Genomic DNA, 18,081 nt, shown 5'->3' on the forward strand with positions numbered 1-18,081 from the left:
ATGCCCGACCCGTGACACGCAAGGTCTTGCTGGTCGATGATGACGCTGCGGTGCGCGAGGCACTGGCGCAGACACTGGAACTGAGCGATCTGGATGCGGTGACGGCGGGGTCTTTTGTGGCGGCAAAGGACCACATCACGCCCGGGTTCGAAGGGGTCATCCTGTCGGACATGCGGATGCCGGGGCGCGACGGGTTTCACCTGCTGGACTATGCCCAGACGATGGACGCAGAGCTGCCGGTAGTGCTGCTGACCGGCGAGGGCGACATTCCCATGGCGGTCAAGGCGATGTCCGAAGGGGCCTTTGATTTCCTTGAAAAACCCTGCGACGCGGCAACGCTGCTGGCGGTGCTGGAACGCGCGTTGAAGACCCGCGCGTTGGTGCTGGAGAACCGGCGCCTGCAAACTCAGCTTGAAAGCGGCGATCCGGCCGCGCGCATGTTGATCGGCTCATCGCCACAGGCACAGGAGTTGCGCGCGCGCATCCGGTCGGTGGCCCCGACAGAGGCGGAGGTGCTGGTGTCGGGCCCACCGGGCAGCGGCATTCCCAAGGTCGCCGAAGTGGTGCATCTGATGTCACGCCGGGGGCAGGGGGCCTTTGTCAAACGCCCCGCCGCCGGGCTGACGCCAGAGCTGTTTGAAGAGCTGTGCCGCAGCGCCGAGGGCGGGTCACTGTTTCTTGACGAGCTCTCCGCCATGCCGGACGCGACGCAGTTTGCGGTGCTGGAGCGGCTGGAACAGGGCGCCGAGACGCGCATTATCGGCGGGTCCTCCTCGGATCTGGCCGAACGTGTGGCTGCGGGCGCATTCAACGCGGATCTGTACTACCGGCTCGATGTGATGCGGGTGCGGATCCCGGCTCTGGTGGAGCGGCGCGACGATATTCCGGTGCTGTTTCGCCATTACGTCGCGCAGGCCGCTGAACAGGCCGGCATCGATACGCCGGAAATCAACCCGGACACGCTGGCCAGCCTCATGGCAATGGACTGGCCGGGCAACGCGCGCTCGCTGATGTCTGCGGCCATGCGCTTTGTCCTTGGCATGCCGGAGGAGGTCTCCAAGGCCGCTGACCTCGGGCTGGCGGAACAGATGGCACAGGTCGAACGCTCGCTGCTGATTGCCGCACTGGGGCGGCAGAACGGCAAGGCCTCTGCCGCTGCCGAGGCGCTGAAGCTGCCGCGCAAGACCTTCTACGACAAACTGGCCCGCTACGGGATTCGGCCCGAAGACTACCGGCGCTAACGGGTGTGCGGTTTTTCGCACAAGGCGCGACTCTCGTTGTGCGAAATCTCGCACAACGACGGTGCCGTAGTCGTGAGTTGCCTTCCGAAATGATTCTCAAGCATCAGAAAATAAAAGAAAAAAGCTGAATTTCGGAGGTTTTTTCAATGCTTGCTTGAGCGGATCCCCGCCTTTGCCAATTCTAGCGATCAAGCTCTGGACGCTTGTTCGGAGTCAGAGGAAGAAAATTGATTCTTAGGGAGGATCACCATGAAGTTTCTGACTGCTGCCGCCACTGCAATGGCGCTGACCGTAACCGCTGGCGTTGCTCAGGCGGATGCCTGCGACGATGGCGAAATCGTCGTCAAGTTCAGCCATGTTACCAACACCGACAAACACCCCAAGGGCATCGCGGCGTCTTTGCTGGAGAAGCGGGTGAACGAAGAGATGGACGGCACCATGTGCATCGTCGTCTATCCGAACTCCACGCTTTATGACGACAACAAGGTGCTTGAGGCGATGCTGCAGGGCGACGTGCAACTGGCCGCGCCCTCCCTGTCGAAATTCGAGAAGTTCACCAAGCAGTTCCGCCTCTTCGACCTGCCGTTCATGTTCAAGAACATCGACGCCGTGGACGCGTTCCAGGCCTCTGACAACGGTCAGGCGATGCTCGACAGCATGCAGCGCCGTGGCCTGCAGGGTCTTGGCTACTGGCACAATGGCATGAAGCAGATGTCGGCCAACAAGCCGCTGCTGGAACCCTCCGATGCCGATGGTCTGAAGTTCCGCGTGCAGTCCTCCGACGTGCTGGTAGCCCAGATGGAAGCGATCGGCGGCAGCCCGCAGAAAATGGCCTTCTCCGAGGTTTACGGCGCGCTGCAGCAGGGTGTTGTGGACGGTCAGGAAAACACCTGGTCCAACATCTACGGCAAGAAGTTCTTCGAGGTGCAGGACGGCATCACCGAAACCAACCACGGTGTGCTCGACTATCTGGTTGTGGCTTCGGTTGACTGGCTCGACAGCCTCGATCCGGAAGTGCGTGATCAGTTCATGACCATCATGAATGAAGTCACTGCAACCCGGAACGCAGAGTCCACCCGCGTCAACAACGAAGCCAAAGAGGCCATCGTTGCAGCAGGGGGCGAGGTGCGCCAGCTGTCAGGCGAGCAGCGTCAGGCCTGGGTCGATGTGATGAAGCCGGTCTGGGAGCAGTTCTCCGGTGACGTTGGTCAGGACATGATCGACGCCGCACAGGCCATCAACGCCGGCCTCTGATCCCGACTGGGACCTCGCACAAAATCTGTTCGGAGCGCGTGATACATGCGCTCCGTCACCTTTGCGGCGGAGATCATCCAGCCGCAGCTTCTTTTCCGGAAAATTGGGGAGACAACAATGTCGGGGGCAAGTTCCGGCCCGTCCGGGTTCATTCATTCACTTGAAGAAACGCTGATCGCCGCCCTGCTCGGCGGCATGACGATCATCACATTTTCCAATGTGGTCGCGCGCTACGTCTTCAATTCAAACATCCTCTGGGCGCTGGAAGTCACGGTGTTCCTCTTTGCCTGGCTGGTGCTTTTGGGCGCCTCCTACGCGGTCAAGGTGCATGCGCATCTGGGGGTCGATGCCATCGTCAACATGCTGCCCGCGGGCGCACGTCGCATCGTGGGCCTGATCGCTGCGGCTGTCTGTATCGCCTTCTCGCTGCTGATGCTGAAGGGCGCCTATGACTACTGGGCCGTGTTTGCGGATCTGCCGCCCACCTCGGGCCGTTGGTTCCCCACCGGGTTTGATACCTCCGCGCGCAGTCAGAGCTTTTACGAGGTGCAGGATGTGCCGATGCTCGGGTTTCTGCGCTTTCTGGAGGATCTGATCAACTACGGCGACTCCTACGAGAAACTGCCCAAGGTGGTTCCCTATCTGGTGTTGCCGCTGTCGATGCTCCTGCTGGTGCTGCGCTTTGTACAGGCGGCGCTGCAGATCCTGAGCGGGCAGGCGGATCGTCTGGTCGCAAGTCACGAAGTCGAAGACGAACTCGAAGCAGTTCGCGCTCAACAGGGAGAGCATGACTGATGGAAGTTGTCCTTCTTTTTACGCTGGTCATCAGCCTGTTGCTGATCGGCGTGCCGATCGCTGTATCGCTCGGCCTGTCCTCCACGCTATTCCTGCTGATCTATTCCGACAGCTCGCTGGCCTCGGTGGCGGGAACATTGTTCCAGGCCTTTGAGGGTCATTTCACCCTGCTTGCGATCCCGTTCTTCATTCTTGCCTCCAGCTTCATGACCACGGGCGGCGTGGCGCGGCGGATCATCCGCTTCTCCATCGCCTGCGTCGGTCACCTGCCGGGTGGTCTGGCCATTGCGGGCGTGTTTGCCTGCATGTTGTTCGCGGCGCTGTCTGGCTCCTCTCCGGCCACGGTTGTGGCGATCGGCTCGATCGTGATCGCAGGCATGCGCCAGGTGGGCTATTCCAAGGAATTCGCCGCCGGTGTGATCTGTAACGCCGGGACGCTCGGCATTCTGATCCCGCCCTCCATCGTGATGGTGGTCTATGCGGCAGCGGTCGAGGTCTCGGTGGGGCGGATGTTCCTGGCCGGTGTGATCCCGGGCCTGATGGCGGGCATCATGCTGATGGTGACCATCTACGTGATGGCCAAGGTCAAGAACCTGCCCAAGGGCGACTGGAATGGCTGGGGCGAGGTGTTTCAATCCGCGCGGGATGCGGGCTGGGGCCTGTTCCTGATCGTCATCATCCTGGGCGGTATCTACGGCGGTATCTTCACCCCGACCGAAGCGGCAGCGGTTGCAGCGGTCTACGCGTTCCTGATCGCCTGCTTTGTCTACAAGGACATGGGGCCGCTCTCCAATGGCGAAGGCCAGCCCAAAACATCGCTCCTGAAGATGCCGCAGGCGCTGATCACGGCCTTTGTCCACCCGGACACCAAGCACACGCTGTTTGAGGCCGGCAAGCTGACCGTGACACTGCTGTTCGTGATCGCCAATGCGCTGATCCTGAAACATGTGCTGACCGACGAGCAGGTGCCGCAGCATATCGCCAATGCGATGCTGTCCGCGGGCTTTGGTCCGGTGATGTTCCTGATCGTGGTGAACGTGATCCTGCTGATCGGTGGTCAGTTCATGGAGCCCTCGGGTCTTCTGGTGATCGTCGCGCCGCTGGTGTTCCCGATCGCCATCGAACTGGGCATCGACCCGATCCATCTGGGCATCATCATGGTGGTGAACATGGAAATCGGGATGATCACGCCGCCTGTGGGGCTCAACCTCTTTGTGACCTCCGGCGTGGCGGGCATGCCGATGATGGCCGTAGTGCGCGCAGCCCTGCCGTTCCTTGCCGTGCTCTTCGTGTTCCTGATCATGGTGACCTATATTCCGGCGATCTCCACCTTCCTGCCGAATATGATCATGGGACCAGAGATCATAACAAAATAGCCCGACATCGCGTCGCTATGATTTGGCGAACAAAAAGGCGCCCGGGGAGATCTCTCCTCGGGCGCCTTCTTGTTCTGATAGTGTGGTCTTGAGTGCGCTGCGGCAAGCATGCACCCCGGCAAGATATCCAAGGTAAAAAAGGGGGCGCGCGCCCCCTTCATCTTCTTCTCAAATATCCCCGCCAGAGGCCGCGCCGCTAGGCGCGTTCCTCAGCTGGCGGCCAGTGCGGCGATGATGGGGCCAAAATCAGCCGACTTCAGGCTCGCGCCGCCCACCAATGCGCCGTCCACATTGGCGGTGGCAAAGATATCGGCCGCATTGCCCGGCTTGACCGACCCACCATAGAGCAGCGGAATATTGTCGCCCGCGTCGCCGTAGCGCTGGGTCAGCGCATCGCGCAGGGCGGCGTGCACCTCGGCGATCTGCTCCAGCGTCGGCACCTTGCCGGTACCGATCGCCCAGACCGGCTCATAGGCCACCACAGTGTTGTTGGCGGTGACGCTGTCGGGCAGGGAGCCAGCAAGCTGCATGCAGACCACCTGCAGGGTGGAGCCCGCCTCGCGGTCCTCCAGCGTTTCGCCGACGCAGACCACGGCGGTCAGATCGGCTGCATAGGCGGCCTCGGTCTTGGCGCGCACCACCTCGTCGCTCTCGCCATGATCACTGCGGCGTTCGGAGTGGCCGAGGATCACGTAGCTGGCGCCCGCATCCTTCAGCATCACCGCGCTGGTGTCGCCGGTATGCGCGCCGGAGGCCGCGGCGTGGCAGTCTTGCCCGCCGATGCGGATGCCGCCAGCAATCTCGGCCGCGCGCGAAATCAGCGGCGCGGGTGGGCAGATCAGCACTTCGACGCCCTGTGGCAGATCGCCCTTGGCCAGGGCCTCCAGCTCCGTCAGGCTGTCGCCGGTGCCGTTCATTTTCCAATTGCCTGCTGCAAGTTTGCGCGCCATGTCGCCCCCCTTTCATTGGTGTTCTGTGTCTGAATTGCTGTTGGTGGTAGCACCGGGGGCCGGAGCGGGCAATCGCGACGCGCGCGGGGCCACAAAAAAGGGCGGCGCGCGGCCACCCTGTTTATGCGGCAGCACGCGGCGGCCTTGTTTTATCCGAACACCGGGAGGAGGTTACTCCCCGCCCACCTTGAAGCTGATCGACTCGCCGCAGCCACAGGCATCGGCGACATTGGGGTTGTTGAACTTGAAGCTGGATTCCAGCAGCGAGGTTTCATAGTCGATCTCGGTGCCGAAGAGGAACATCTGCGCCATCGGCGCGATCAGCACCTTAGCACCATCCTGCTCTACCACCTCGTCGTTGGGGTCGGGCTGGTCGACATATTCCATGGTGTATTCCATGCCCGCGCAGCCGCCCTTCTTGACGCCGATACGCAGACCCGCGTGGCCTGCGCTCGCCATCAGCTTGGAGATCTGCGCAGAGGCGCGGGGGGTGATGGTGACAGCTTGTTTGCCGGGGATACCGAACATGAAAAGGCTCCGTTTGTGTTACCCTGTAACCTAGGTGGCGCGGCGCCTCTCATCAAGGGGTGTCTCATCCATGAAGGAGAACAGGGGCCTGTGATCACGATATTGCGACCACAGGGGTTCGATCACATGAAGCCCAGCTCCAGCCGGGCCTCATCGGACATCATGTCCATGCCCCAGGGCGGCTCCCAGGTCATTTCCACATCAACGCTCTTGACGCCGGCCACGGGCGAGATCGCATCGACGATCCAGCCGGGCATCTCACCGGCCACAGGGCAGCCGGGCGCGGTCAGGGTCATGATGATCTTCACGTCGTTTTCTTCTGAAATTTCAACGGTGTAGATCAGGCCAAGCTCGTAGATATTAACCGGGATTTCCGGGTCATACACGGTGCGGCAGGCTTCGACCACCGGCTCGTAGAGCGGATGGGACACGGAGGAGGGCGCAATAAGTGGCGTGCCCTCAAGCGGTTCGGATGCGTCGGTCATTCAGGACTCTCGATCAGGTTTCTGACTGTTTATATAGGAAATGAAGGCACGGAGGTCCAGTGCCCGAACGCACTCGACCTCCGTGTTCTGGCCCGAAACAGACTGAGGGGCCGCGCTCAGTCGTTGATATCCGTGTCAAAGGTCTTCACCTGGCCTTTGGGCAGGGCGAACAGGCGCCTCAGCATCAGCCACGCCACCAGAGACAGGGCAGCGAAGACCAGCAACAGCAGCGGCAGCGACACGCTCAGTGACATCAGCAAAAGCACGGCCACGCAGACCGCGCCGATGGCGAAGCCGAGGAAGATGAACCCCGGCAGCAGGATCTCGGCAATGCCCAGCACCAGCGCCAGCGCGCCCCAGATCCACCACAGTGACCAGAGCGCGCCCATTACTTGCCCTTCAGCATGTTGAAGGCGTTGCCAAAGGCCTCGATCGCCTGGGCGGGCACGATGATGGTCTGCTTGCCGTCACCATTGCCAAGCGCATTCAGCGCCTCGACCTGTTTCAGCGCCACCTGATACTGCGCGGCGGCGAGGCCGTTTTCGGCGATCGCCTTGGCCACGACCTCGGTGGCAAAGGCCTCGGCCTCGGCCTGAATGCGACGCGCCTTGGCGGTCTGTTCGGCGGCATAAAGCTCTGCATCAGCAGAGAGTTCCACCGCCCGTTTCTTGCCCTCGGCCTCGGTCACATGGGCGCGGCGGGCGCGTTCGGCGTTGAGCTGCTGCAGCATCGCATCGCGGGTGGCCTGATCGAGGTTCACATCGAGGATCTCGGCGCGGGTCACTTCGATGCCCCAGTCATCCACTGCACTTTCGACGCTGCGCTTGATCTCGCCGATCAGTTGCGAGCGGTTGGATTGCACCTCGTCCAGATCCATCTTGCCGATCTCGGCGCGCACGATGCCCGCCACGGTGGTGGAAATCGCCCCATCCACATCGCGGATGCGGTAGACGGTCTTTTCCGGCTCCAGGATGCGGTAGAACACCGAGGTGTCGATCTCCACCAGCACGTTGTCGCGGGTGATGGCGTCCTGGCTGGCGTTGGGCAGCTGACGTTCGAGGATGGAGACCTTGTGGCGCACCACGTCGAGGAAGGGCACGATGAAGTTGATGCCCGGCCCCAGCACCGCCTTGAGCCGACCAAAGCGCTCGACCACGAATTTCTCCGACTGGGGCACAATGCGCACCCCTTTGAAGATCACGATAATCAGGAAAACGGCCCCGAGGATATACAGCAGACCGCCAGAGAGGGCGTCGATGATCTCTTGTTCGTTCATGGGAAAAATCCGGATGTAAAACAGCGTTGGGCGGCAACGTCCCCCTTGCCCGGTGCCGGGTCAAGGGGAAAGCGCGACCCTCTGTGCCCCCGATTACTCGGCCGCGTTCTCGAGCGCCTTGCGGCTGCGCAGCGGGGTGGGGCGGACGTTGGCCTCGATCTCGTCATGGATCAATGCGGCCATGTCTTTCTTGGAGGTCTTCTCGATCCCCTCCAGCCCGGGCGAGGAATTGACCTCCAGCACCTTGGGCCCGGTTTCCGAGCGCAGCAGGTCGACGCCCGCCACACCGAGGCCGAAACACTTGGCGGCGCGGATCGCGGTGGAGCGTTCCTCCTTGGTGATGCGGACCGACACGGCGCTGCCGCCCAGGTGCAGGTTGGAGCGAAAATCGCCCTCGGCACCGGAGCGTTTCATCGCCGCGACCACCTTGGAGCCCACCACGAAACAGCGGATGTCGACTCCGGCGGCCTCCTTCACAAATTGCTGCACCAGAAAGTTTGCCTTGAGACCGCGAAAGGCGGTGATGACGGATTCAGCGGCCTTCTTGGTCTCCGCCAGCACCACGCCCTTGCCTTGGGTGCTTTCCAAGAGCTTCACGATCAGGGGCGCACCGCCGACGATGTCGATCAGCGCGTTGGTGTCCTTGGGCGAGGCGGCGAAGGCGGTGGGCGGCATGCCGATCTTGTGGCGTGCCAAGAGCTGATGCGCGTGCAGCTTGTCGCGGCTGGCGGTGATGCCGGCGCTGCCGTTGACGCAATAGGTGCCAATGGTCTCGAACTGCCGCAAGAGCGCGGTGCCATATTGGGTGACCGACGCGCCGATGCGCGGGATCACCGCGTCATAGCGTGGCAGGCGCTTGCCGTCATAGTGGATCTCGGGCGCCAGCGCGTTGATCGACATGTAGCAGCGGGTGGTGTCGATGACCTCCACCGAGTGGCCTCGGTTTTCGCCCTCTTCGACCAGACGGCGGGTGGAGTAATTGTCCTCGCGGCTCAGCACCGCGATGCGCAGGGCGCGGTTGGGCGCCTTCTTGCGGATCGCCGGGGTGGCATAGACGGAGTAGTCCAGCTCCGGCTGGCAATAGCGTTCCGACGGTACGATGGAGATGTTCTCGGTCAGCGCCTGACGACCCAGCAGCATATGCAGCGCCATGCCGCGCCGGTCTGTCAGCGTCACCTCCACCGGCCAGGTCACGCCGCCGATCTCAAGGTCGGTCTCGATCACATAGCGCAGCTCGCGATCCCCGTTGGAGGAGGTCACCTCGCGCCGGTCCTTGATCCTGGCCGAGCAGGGAATGAGCAAGTCATCGCGCCCCGGAATGGGATGTACGGTAAAACGCACCTTGGGCGCATTCTGTGGACCGAAGGTCTCGATATCGGTGGCATGCAGGGCAGAGGTCCGCGCGCCGGTGTCGATCTTGGCGCGCAGGGCGGGCAGGCCGAGCGTCGGCAATCTGACCCATTCCTCCCACCCAAGACGCAGATTCTGGTTCGGGTCATCTGTGGACATGGAGACGTCTCCTTGGCATTAGGGGGGAATCACCGCCTGAGCGGTGTGCAGACTGACGCAGGAACATGAGATGGCAGAGCTTTTCAACTTTGAAATGACAGCAACGGACGGCAAGGCCCGCACAGGTGTAATCCACACACCGCGCGGCGACATCCGCACGCCTGCCTTCATGCCGGTCGGCACCGCTGCCACGGTCAAGGCGATGATGCCGGAAAGCGTACGTGCCACCGGGGCCGACATCCTCTTGGGCAATACCTACCATCTGATGCTGCGCCCCACTGCGGAGCGGATCGACCGCTTGGGAGGTTTGCACAAGTTCATGAACTGGGACCGGCCGATCCTGACCGACTCCGGTGGCTTTCAGGTGATGTCGCTGGCAGGGCTGCGCAAGCTGACCGAGAAGGGCGTCACCTTCAAGAGCCACATCGACGGCTCGCGGCATGAGCTGACGCCGGAACGCTCGATGGAGATCCAGCGGCTGTTGGGTTCTGACATTGTGATGTGTTTCGACGAATGCCCCGCGCTGCCCGCCGACCGGGATCGCATCGCCGAGAGCATGCGCCTGTCGATGCGATGGGCGGAACGCTCGCGCGAGGCCTTCGGAGATCGTCCGGGCTATGCGCTGTTTGGCATTCAGCAGGGCGGGCTGGAGAAGGATTTTCGCGAGGAAAGCGCCGAGGCGCTCACCAAGGTCGGCTTTGACGGCTACGCGGTCGGCGGCCTTGCGGTGGGCGAGGGCCAGGAGGCCATGTTTGGTTGTCTGGACTATGCGCCCGACATGCTGCCTCAGGACAAGCCGCGCTATCTGATGGGGGTGGGCAAGCCCGACGACATCGTGGGCGCGGTGGCGCGTGGCATCGACATGATGGACTGCGTGCTGCCCTCGCGTTCGGGGCGCACCGGACAGGCCTTCACCCGGCACGGTGTGGTTAACATCAAGAACGCCCGCCATCAGGACGACCCGCGTCCGCTGGATGAAAACTGCAGCTGCCCGGCATGCAGCAATTATTCGCGCGCCTATCTGCACCACGTGTTCCGGTCGAACGAGATGATCTCCGGTATGCTTCTGACATGGCACAATCTGCATTACTTTCAGGACATCATGGCAGGCATGCGCGAGTCAATCGCAGCGGGCACATTTGAGGCCTGGCAGAAGAATTTTCACGACAATCGTGCACAAGGCGATATCGAACCCTTGTGACCCGCGCGGGTTTGAACCCGGCCCGCCGCAGGGGTGGGTAGTCGCGCACCTCTTTGTGAACTTCAAAAGGCCGCCCTTTGAGGTGGCCTTTTAAAATTTTGATATCATGAGATATTTTATTGCATGTTTGCGGGGCGAAGGGGGCGATCACGCGAGTTTTTGGGGGTCCCAAAACATTCTCATTGCTGGAGGGTTGAAAGGCAGAGGTGGGATGCTCAGCTCTTGTGAGGCAACATTCCTGTTGCTGGATGCTTTGAGCGAAGGATACTCCCCGTGAGCCAGAAACTGTTTGCCGCAAACACCGCCGGTGCCCTTGAGTTGACCAACCGCGTGGTGATGGCGCCGCTGACGCGCAACCGTGCCGACGACAGCACCGGAGAGGTGCTCGACCGTCACGTCGAATACTATGCCCAACGTGCCAGCGCCGGTCTGATCATCACCGAAGGCAGTCAGATCAGTGCCGAGGCCAAGGGCTATATCCAGACCCCCGGCATCCACACCGCCGCGCAGGCGGCAGCATGGCGCAAGGTCACCGATGCGGTGCATGCCAAGGGCGGCAAGATCGTGATCCAGCTGTGGCATGTGGGGCGGATCACCCATGACTCGCTTCTGCCCGAGGGCGTAAAGGCTGTTGGGCCCACCGATCAGGCGGCCGATGCTCAGACCTTCACGCATGCGGGGTTTGAGCCGACCGCGACGCCCGAGGCGCTGACCGTTGCAGGCATCCAGCGCGTGATCGAAGACTACGTTCAGGCCGCGAAATACGCCAAGGATGCTGGATTTGACGGCGTTGAGCTGCATGCCGCCAATGGCTATTTGCTGGAACAATTCCTCAAGGATGGGGTCAACACCCGCACCGACGCTTATGGCGGATCGGCAGAAAATCGGGCGCGTTTCCTGTTTGAGGTCTTGGACGCATTGGCCACCGTCTGGGAGCCGGGCCGCATTGGCGTGCGTCTGTCGCCCTTTGCCAGCTTTAACGATGTCTCTGACAGCGACCCGGTGGCCCACTACACCCCGCTGATCGAACGGCTGAACACTTATGGGCTGGCCTATCTGCACCTGATCGAAGGGGACACCGGAGGCGCGCGCGAGGGGGATTTTGAGACTCTGCGCCAGCTCTACACCGGGACCTACATGGCCAATAACGGCTATGACCGTGAAACGGCCTTGGCCCGGACCGAAAGCGGCGCGGTGGATCTGGTGGCCTTCGGTCGCCCCTTCATCTCCAACCCGGATCTGGTGGCGCGCCTCAAGGCGGACGCTCCCTTGGCGGAAGGCGATCAAGCGAGTTTTTATGGCGGTGGAGACGAAGGGTTCACCGACTATCCCACGCTGGAGTTGCAGGCGGCGGAATAGGCCCAGACTCTGCCCCTCCGTCAGGGTATCAAGACGCAGCAGGCGGGAGGATCCGCCTGCTGCACAACGCCCGCAAAAAGCCTGGAATATCCAAGCCAGGCCTGTCTCGAATGTGCCAAGCGGCATTGATGAGCGGCGTTAGGGCTTTGCTCACCGTTTCACCATTTGCGCCCTTGTGGTCAGGTCATGCTCAGGGCATTCTAAAGGGCAAAGCTTGAGACGCGGCGGTTGAATAACTCGATCAGCCTGACCAAATAAACAATCCGAGTTAGGAGACGACCGCGGTTGCCGATGAAACGGGGCCTGGACGTCTTGCCAAAAAAAAGGACCGAGTATGCAAGAGCCTCTCAATTCCTCCTACCCCGTTCTGCCGCTGCGCGATATCGTGGTCTTCCCCCACATGATCGTGCCGCTGTTCGTGGGTCGGGAGAAGTCGGTGCACGCCCTCGAAGAGGTGATGTCCGATGACAAGCAGATTCTCTTGTCCAGCCAGATCGACCCCTCCGAGGACGATCCGGATCAGGATGGTATCTATCGCACCGGCGTGCTGGCCAATGTGCTGCAGCTGCTGAAACTGCCCGATGGCACCGTGAAGGTGCTGGTCGAGGGGCAGCAGCGTGTAAAGATCACCGAGTTCCTGGACAATGACACCTTCTTCGAGGCACGTGCCGAGGCGCTGGCGGAGATGCCCGGCGATGTGACCACCACCGAGGCGCTGCTGCGGACCGTGGGTGATGAGTTCGAGCGCTACGCCAAAGTGCGCAAGAACATCCCCGAAGAGGCGCTGACCGCCGTGGGCGAGACCACCGAACCGGCGAAACTGGCGGATCTGGTTGCCGGTCACCTTGGTATCGAGGTGGACCGCAAGCAGGAGCTTCTGGAAACCCTGCCGGTCAGCGAGCGGCTGGAGAAGGTCTATGCCCTGATGCAGTCCGAACTGTCGGTGCTGCAGGTCGAGAAAAAGATCAAGACCCGCGTCAAGACGCAGATGGAGAAGACCCAGCGCGAATATTACCTGAATGAGCAGATGAAGGCCATTCAGAAGGAACTGGGCGACGGTGAGGACGGCGCCGGCGAAATCGTTGAGCTGGAAGAAAAGATCGAGGCGACAAAACTGTCGAAAGAGGCCCGCGAAAAGGCCGATGCCGAGATGAAGAAGCTCAAGAACATGTCGCCGATGTCGGCCGAAGCGACCGTCGTGCGCAACTACCTCGACTGGATGCTGTCGATCCCGTGGGGCACAAAATCCCGCGTCAAAAAGGATCTGAACCGCGCGCAGGACATCCTCGACAAGGATCACTACGGCCTTGAAAAGGTCAAAGAGCGTATCGTCGAATATCTCGCGGTGCAGCAGCGCTCGGCCAAGCTCAAGGGCCCGATCCTCTGCCTCGTTGGCCCTCCGGGCGTGGGTAAGACCTCGCTGGGCAAGTCCGTGGCCAAGGCGACGGGCCGTGAGTTCATCCGGATTTCTCTGGGTGGCGTGCGCGACGAGTCCGAGATCCGCGGTCACCGCCGGACCTACATTGGCTCCATGCCGGGCAAGATCATCCAGGCGCTGAAGAAGGCCAAGACCACCAACCCGCTGATCCTCTTGGATGAGATCGACAAGATGGGTCAGGACTTCCGGGGCGATCCGGCCTCGGCGATGCTCGAAGTGCTTGATCCGGAACAGAACGGCACTTTCGTGGACCACTATCTGGAGGTCGAATACGACCTCTCGAACGTGATGTTCCTGACCACCTCGAACAGCTACAACATGCCGGGGCCGCTCTTGGACCGGATGGAGATCATTCCGCTGTCGGGCTACACCGAGGACGAAAAGCGCGAGATCGCCAAGCAGCACCTGATCTCCAAACAGGTGAAGAACCACGGCCTCAAGGCCAAGGAATTCGAACTGTCGGACGATGCGCTGACCGAGATCATCCGCACCTACACTCGCGAGGCCGGTGTGCGGAACCTCGAACGCGAAATTGCCAAGGTGGCCCGCAAGGCGCTGACCTCCATCGTCAAGAAACAGGCGGAAACGGTTTCGGTGTCCAAGGATAATCTGGATGATTTCCTTGGCGTTGCGAAATATCGCTACGGTCTGGCGGAGCTGGAGGATCAGGTCGGTGTGGTGACCGGGCTGGCCTATACCTCCGTCGGTGGTGAGCTGCTATCCATCGAGGCGCTGCGCCTGCCGGGCAAGGGTCGGATGAAGACCACCGGCAAGCTGGGCGATGTGATGAAGGAATCGATCGAGGCGGCCAGCTCTTATGTGCGCTCAGTCTCGCCGCGCCTGGGCATCAAGCCGCCGCGCTTTGACAAATGGGACATTCACGTCCACGTCCCCGAAGGCGCGACGCCCAAGGATGGCCCTTCGGCTGGTCTGGCGATGGTGACCTCCATCGTGTCTGTGCTGACGGGCATTCCGGTGCGCAAGGATATCGCGATGACAGGCGAGGTCACCCTGCGGGGCCATGCGCTGGCGATCGGTGGTCTGAAGGAAAAACTGCTGGCGGCGCTGCGCGGTGGGATCAAGACCGTTCTCATCCCCAAGGAGAACGAAAAAGACCTGCCGGAGATTCCGGACAACGTGAAAGAAGGGCTGGAGATCATCCCTGTCGAGAACGTGTCCGAAGTGCTGAAGATCGCTCTGGTGCGTGCGCCGGACCCGATCGAGTGGGACGAGGAGGCCGAAGAGGCCGCCGCCGCTGCGGCCGCGCTGAAAGGCGACGACAAGAGTGGCGCTACGGCCCACTGACCGTCGCATCTGCGGCTTTGAATATCGGGGCGTCCCATCCTGGGGCGCCCTTTTTGCGTCCGGCCGGTCTACGTGTGGTCTGTGCCTGGTTGTGCGATGAGGGTCACTTGGCGACCCAATGCAGCAGATGGCGGCCTCGCCGGGAGGGCAAGCGAGGGGGATCCACGGGGGCCTTTCCCGCGCCTGATCGGTTGGATCTGACTTGGGATCACGTTGATTTTCAGCGAGGTGACATCACCCTGTGCGTGGGCGCCGCCAAATTGAGGAAACTGCGCGCCATCGTTCCAATGAATGCGGGAAATCGCGCAGTGTTACAAACAGCTCATGACGCGGCCCTATCAGATTATGTGATCGAGTATGTTGCAGGACCAGTTGAGAGCCTTCGCAATGGCTTTGAGGTGGCATCTGAACGCGCGCGCCTTCACGATGTGACCTTACTTACAGATTATCCGGCACTCTGCCTCTGTTGCCATGGTGGCTAAAAGCATCCAGCTTGGGATAGTGGCCCAGTACCTAGGGCTCTCCAACGTCGCCATCACCTATCAGGTCTAAGCCAGGTTCGTACGAGATCAGCAAATATTCTGAAAATATGGTGGGTGATAAGAGATTTGAACTCCTGACATCTTCGATGTGAACGAAGCGCTCTACCACTGAGCTAATCACCCGTGAGACAGGGTATTAACGTCAGCCGTCACGCTCTGCAAGAGGGGCCGGCGCAGTTTTTGTCTCCTCGGTCGGTTTTTCAGAGACGGCCTTTTTTCGACGCAAGCGACAGACATGCAAACGCCCGTTCGGTGTGTCCTTGCTGCGGGTGACGCGCAGCTTTCCAAGCGGTTCCAGATTGGCCGAACGCTCCGCACTGATCGCCTCTCCCAAAACCGCCAGCATCGCTTCGATCACCGGCTTGGCGTCTCGCTTCTTCACACCGGTGCGTTCAACCACCTGATCTATCAGTTCTTTCTTGCGCAAATCCAGCACTTCAGACGTTGTGCTCGGGTCCGCCTGACTGGATGGCGTCGATGATGTATCCGCCGCATCCTCGGGTGTGGGCGTCACATCAGGCGTCCCGGTGGGGTGCTGAGTCATAGGTTTGGAATTTGCCATTGGTCCTGTCTTTCGCTCTGCTCAAGTTGCGCCCGAAGGGCGGACGGTGCCCGGCATTTCTCCGCAGACCGGATATGCCAGATCCATTGAGAGGCAGCCTAACGGTTCTGGCGTGCGAATGCATGTGGAATTCCGAGCGCGCTAGGGATCAAGCACGGGTTACACGCTCGGGCAATGCGCTGCGCTGAACCATTGTGCGCAGCGTAAAACTCGACCGGGTGTTGCGGATGCCGGGCACACACATCAGGCGATTTTCCAGGAAATCATCAAAGTCACTCAGGCTCGCCGCCACCACCCTGAGCAGAATATCGCGGGTGCCGGTCATCAAGTAGCACTCCATGACCTGATCGAACCGGCGCACGGCGGCCTCGAACTTTTGCAGCGCATCCCGGGATTGCCGCTCCAGCTCCACCGCGACAAAGATGGTGACCGGCAGGCCCAACTTGGTCTGGTCGACCCGCGCGCCATAGCCCACAATGACGCCGGTTTTCTCAAGGTTGGCCACCCGCCGGGCGCAGGGCGTTGGCGACAGTCCCACTGCCTCCGACAGATCCGCCATGGTCATGCGTCCGTCCCGCTGCAGTGCGGAAATGATCTTCCGGTCGAGAGCATCCATGATTTTCACCCATAATCCAGAGAGTTTTGGAGGATTCCTCTAAATACTACAGGAAAACAAACTGCAATTGGAGAATTTCGGCGTCCACCTCAGGATATGGTCGCCCAACAGGCAGGAGGAGCAGCTATGACCATGACCTTGATTCCCAGTTCCACCCACGAGGCAATCCACCGCGTCGAAGATCCCGACAGTGGGCTCCTCGGTCTCATCGCCATCCACTCCACCCAGCTTGGCCCTGCAGCCGGTGGGCTGCGGATGCGACCCTATGAAACCTTCGAGGCCGCGCTGGAGGATGTCTCCCGCCTCTCCGCCGGCATGACCTACAAGAACGCCGCGGCTGGCCTGCCGCTGGGCGGCGGCAAGGCTGTGATCATCGCCGACCCGGCGACGCAGAAAACGCCCGACCTGCTGCGCGCCTTTGGCCGCGCCATCGAGAGCCTGAAGGGGCAGTATTTCACCGCCGAAGACATGGGGGTAACGCCCGAGGACATGTCGGTGATAGGCGAGGAGACGGCCTATGTCGCCGGCCTGCCCGCAGGTGAGTTTGCCAGCGGCGATCCCTCACCGATCACCGCACGCGGCATCTTCAACGCCATCCGCACCACACATGCCGCCCGCCACGGCAGCTCGGATCTGACCGGTCGCTCCGTCAGCCTGCAGGGGCTTGGCCATGTGGGCTGGCATCTGGCTGGCTTGCTGCGCCAGGCCGGGGCAAATCTGATCGTCACCGATATCGACCCGGTGCGGGTCGCCGCCGCTGTAAAGGCCTTTGACGCCACCCCGGTGGCGCTGGACGCGATCTATGGCGTCGAGGCCGATATCTTTGCTCCCTGCGCCATCGGCGGCATTCTCAACGACCAAACCATCCCGCAGCTCAGGACCTCCATCGTGGCGGGGGGCGCCAACAACCAGCTCGCCACCCCGGAGGATGCCAAGGCGCTGCACGCGCGCGGAATTCTCTACGCTCCGGATTTCGTGGCCAATGGCGGTGGCATCATCAATGTCGCCACCGAGATCCTGAAGATCTCGGACCGCAGTGGTTTCGTAGACGAGAAACTCGCAGCACTCGACCAGACGATGATCCGCATCCTGACCGAAGCCAAAGCGCAGAATGTCAGTCCCGATACCGTCGCTGTGGCGACCGTGGATCGCATGATGGCCGCGCCGCAGGCCGCCGAATAACCACATCAGCGGGCGACAGGCCGACCGCCCCCTTCAGCTTTTAATAAATATCTCGGAGCGCGAGGCAGAGCCTCGCATCCCGTTGCCAATAGAGCGCGCGCCCTGATCGGCGCGCGTTCATCTCTGTGTGGCAGACTGCATGCTGTCGCGACATGGCACCGGAGCTGACACATCCGGACAGGAATGTGCCCCCAGAGACCAGCTTTCAAACAAAGGTGCAGGGGGGGCATCCAGCATAATGGGCCGCCGGAGCAACGACCTCTGCAAGAGCTGGGTTCTTCGCGGACGTATCGGCCTTCACAACTCAGAGAGCGACCAATGATCTTTTCGCGCCGATCTACTCAGCCGTTTCGCGCATCCCGGCTCCAGCTGGGATCTTTTCAACCGTCTTGGCACGGAGCGCGTCAGGTCAGTTCAGTCGCTCGGATGAGAAACCCGGGATCGTGATCGCGCGCACCTTCA

Annotated in this window: 16 protein-coding genes and 1 tRNA gene; 8 read left to right on the forward strand and 9 right to left on the reverse strand. The window is 61.4% G+C overall.

Annotated elements, in window-relative coordinates:
• Nucleotides 1-11 precede the first annotated feature (11 nt).
• The 4 genes from R0J92_RS10025 to R0J92_RS10040 all read left to right on the forward strand — a co-directional run bounded on the left by R0J92_RS10025 (nt 12) and on the right by R0J92_RS10040 (nt 4,666).
• Complete coding sequence (locus R0J92_RS10025) at nt 12-1,241, forward strand: sigma-54-dependent transcriptional regulator (protein ID WP_106163487.1); 1,230 nt, start codon at nt 12-14, stop codon at nt 1,239-1,241.
• A 249-nt stretch (nt 1,242-1,490) separates the two neighbouring features.
• Nucleotides 1,491-2,495: a DctP family TRAP transporter solute-binding subunit gene (locus R0J92_RS10030; RefSeq protein WP_106163451.1), complete on the forward strand. Its 1,005-nt coding sequence runs from the start codon at nt 1,491-1,493 to the stop codon at nt 2,493-2,495.
• Between the two features lie 117 nt (nt 2,496-2,612).
• Nucleotides 2,613-3,290 carry a TRAP transporter small permease gene (locus R0J92_RS10035; protein WP_411051564.1) on the forward strand — a complete coding sequence of 226 codons (678 nt, stop codon included), beginning with the start codon at nt 2,613-2,615 and terminating at the stop codon, nt 3,288-3,290.
• Nucleotides 3,290-4,666, forward strand: a complete 1,377-nt coding sequence (locus R0J92_RS10040; protein ID WP_106163452.1) for a TRAP transporter large permease — start codon at nt 3,290-3,292, stop codon at nt 4,664-4,666. Before R0J92_RS10035 ends, R0J92_RS10040 begins: the two co-directional genes overlap by 1 nt.
• 209 nt (nt 4,667-4,875) lie before the next feature.
• Here the strand turns inward: R0J92_RS10040 and tpiA are convergent, their stop codons facing one another.
• The 6 genes from tpiA to rimK all read right to left on the reverse strand — a co-directional run bounded on the left by tpiA (nt 4,876) and on the right by rimK (nt 9,414).
• The gene (gene tpiA, locus R0J92_RS10045; RefSeq protein ID WP_411051565.1) at nt 4,876-5,616 is read right to left on the reverse strand and encodes a triose-phosphate isomerase; all 741 of its coding nucleotides are present in this window, start codon (nt 5,614-5,616) and stop codon (nt 4,876-4,878) included.
• Nucleotides 5,617-5,787: 171 nt separating this feature from the next.
• Nucleotides 5,788-6,144: a HesB/IscA family protein gene (locus tag R0J92_RS10050; RefSeq protein ID WP_106163454.1), complete on the reverse strand. Its 357-nt coding sequence runs from the start codon at nt 6,142-6,144 to the stop codon at nt 5,788-5,790.
• 122 nt (nt 6,145-6,266) lie between these two features.
• Nucleotides 6,267-6,629, reverse strand: coding sequence for an SUF system Fe-S cluster assembly protein (locus R0J92_RS10055; protein ID WP_106163455.1), 363 nt, complete (start codon nt 6,627-6,629; stop codon nt 6,267-6,269).
• Nucleotides 6,630-6,745: 116 nt separating this feature from the next.
• On the reverse strand, nt 6,746-7,018 hold the full coding sequence (locus R0J92_RS10060) for an NfeD family protein (RefSeq protein WP_411051566.1): 273 nt from the start codon (nt 7,016-7,018) through the stop codon (nt 6,746-6,748).
• The gene (locus R0J92_RS10065; protein WP_106163457.1) at nt 7,018-7,905 is read right to left on the reverse strand and encodes an SPFH domain-containing protein; all 888 of its coding nucleotides are present in this window, start codon (nt 7,903-7,905) and stop codon (nt 7,018-7,020) included. Before R0J92_RS10065 ends, R0J92_RS10060 begins: the two co-directional genes overlap by 1 nt.
• A 93-nt stretch (nt 7,906-7,998) precedes the next feature.
• Complete coding sequence (gene rimK, locus R0J92_RS10070) at nt 7,999-9,414, reverse strand: 30S ribosomal protein S6--L-glutamate ligase (RefSeq protein ID WP_106163458.1); 1,416 nt, start codon at nt 9,412-9,414, stop codon at nt 7,999-8,001.
• A 70-nt stretch (nt 9,415-9,484) separates the two neighbouring features.
• Here rimK and tgt point away from each other — a divergent pair, with 70 nt between their 5' ends.
• From tgt to lon, 3 genes are all read left to right on the forward strand, one after another.
• Entirely contained in the window at nt 9,485-10,615 is a 1,131-nt protein-coding gene (gene tgt / locus R0J92_RS10075) for a tRNA guanosine(34) transglycosylase Tgt (RefSeq protein ID WP_411051567.1), read from the forward strand.
• 273 nt (nt 10,616-10,888) lie between these two features.
• Nucleotides 10,889-11,974: an alkene reductase gene (locus tag R0J92_RS10080; RefSeq protein WP_207796907.1), complete on the forward strand. Its 1,086-nt coding sequence runs from the start codon at nt 10,889-10,891 to the stop codon at nt 11,972-11,974.
• A 334-nt stretch (nt 11,975-12,308) separates the two neighbouring features.
• Entirely contained in the window at nt 12,309-14,717 is a 2,409-nt protein-coding gene (lon, locus tag R0J92_RS10085; protein ID WP_106163461.1) for an endopeptidase La, read from the forward strand.
• 590 nt (nt 14,718-15,307) lie between these two features.
• Here the strand turns inward: lon and R0J92_RS10090 are convergent.
• The 3 genes from R0J92_RS10090 to R0J92_RS10100 form a co-directional block, all read right to left on the reverse strand.
• Nucleotides 15,308-15,382, reverse strand: a tRNA-Val gene (locus R0J92_RS10090).
• A 19-nt stretch (nt 15,383-15,401) separates the two neighbouring features.
• Entirely contained in the window at nt 15,402-15,803 is a 402-nt protein-coding gene (locus R0J92_RS10095) for an HU family DNA-binding protein (RefSeq protein WP_411051568.1), read from the reverse strand.
• Nucleotides 15,804-15,969: 166 nt separating this feature from the next.
• Nucleotides 15,970-16,437, reverse strand: coding sequence for an Lrp/AsnC family transcriptional regulator (locus R0J92_RS10100; protein WP_411051569.1), 468 nt, complete (start codon nt 16,435-16,437; stop codon nt 15,970-15,972).
• Nucleotides 16,438-16,563: 126 nt separating this feature from the next.
• Between R0J92_RS10100 and R0J92_RS10105 the strand changes: the two genes are divergently transcribed.
• On the forward strand, nt 16,564-17,619 hold the full coding sequence (locus R0J92_RS10105) for a Glu/Leu/Phe/Val family dehydrogenase (protein ID WP_411051570.1): 1,056 nt from the start codon (nt 16,564-16,566) through the stop codon (nt 17,617-17,619).
• Nucleotides 17,620-18,081: the final 462 nt, after the last annotated feature.

The organism is Tritonibacter sp. SIMBA_163 (assembly GCF_046535935.1).
Classification (GTDB): Bacteria; Pseudomonadota; Alphaproteobacteria; order Rhodobacterales; family Rhodobacteraceae; genus Epibacterium; species Epibacterium scottomollicae.

Bases quoted from the DNA above. Each gene is read 5' to 3' on its own strand.
- tgt (WP_411051567.1), top strand. From the start codon at position 9,485: ATGGCAGAGCTTTTCAACTTTGAAATGACAGCAACGGACGGCAAGGCC.
- rimK (WP_106163458.1), bottom strand. From the start codon at position 9,414: ATGTCCACAGATGACCCGAACCAGAATCTGCGTCTTGGGTGGGAGGAA.
- R0J92_RS10035 (WP_411051564.1), top strand. From the start codon at position 2,613: ATGTCGGGGGCAAGTTCCGGCCCGTCCGGGTTCATTCATTCACTTGAA.
- lon (WP_106163461.1), top strand. From the start codon at position 12,309: ATGCAAGAGCCTCTCAATTCCTCCTACCCCGTTCTGCCGCTGCGCGAT.
- R0J92_RS10065 (WP_106163457.1), bottom strand. From the start codon at position 7,905: ATGAACGAACAAGAGATCATCGACGCCCTCTCTGGCGGTCTGCTGTAT.
- R0J92_RS10030 (WP_106163451.1), top strand. From the start codon at position 1,491: ATGAAGTTTCTGACTGCTGCCGCCACTGCAATGGCGCTGACCGTAACC.
- R0J92_RS10105 (WP_411051570.1), top strand. From the start codon at position 16,564: ATGACCATGACCTTGATTCCCAGTTCCACCCACGAGGCAATCCACCGC.
- R0J92_RS10055 (WP_106163455.1), bottom strand. From the start codon at position 6,629: ATGACCGACGCATCCGAACCGCTTGAGGGCACGCCACTTATTGCGCCC.
- R0J92_RS10050 (WP_106163454.1), bottom strand. From the start codon at position 6,144: ATGTTCGGTATCCCCGGCAAACAAGCTGTCACCATCACCCCCCGCGCC.
- R0J92_RS10060 (WP_411051566.1), bottom strand. From the start codon at position 7,018: ATGGGCGCGCTCTGGTCACTGTGGTGGATCTGGGGCGCGCTGGCGCTG.
- R0J92_RS10040 (WP_106163452.1), top strand. From the start codon at position 3,290: ATGGAAGTTGTCCTTCTTTTTACGCTGGTCATCAGCCTGTTGCTGATC.
- tpiA (WP_411051565.1), bottom strand. From the start codon at position 5,616: ATGGCGCGCAAACTTGCAGCAGGCAATTGGAAAATGAACGGCACCGGC.
- R0J92_RS10100 (WP_411051569.1), bottom strand. From the start codon at position 16,437: ATGGATGCTCTCGACCGGAAGATCATTTCCGCACTGCAGCGGGACGGA.
- R0J92_RS10095 (WP_411051568.1), bottom strand. From the start codon at position 15,803: ATGACTCAGCACCCCACCGGGACGCCTGATGTGACGCCCACACCCGAG.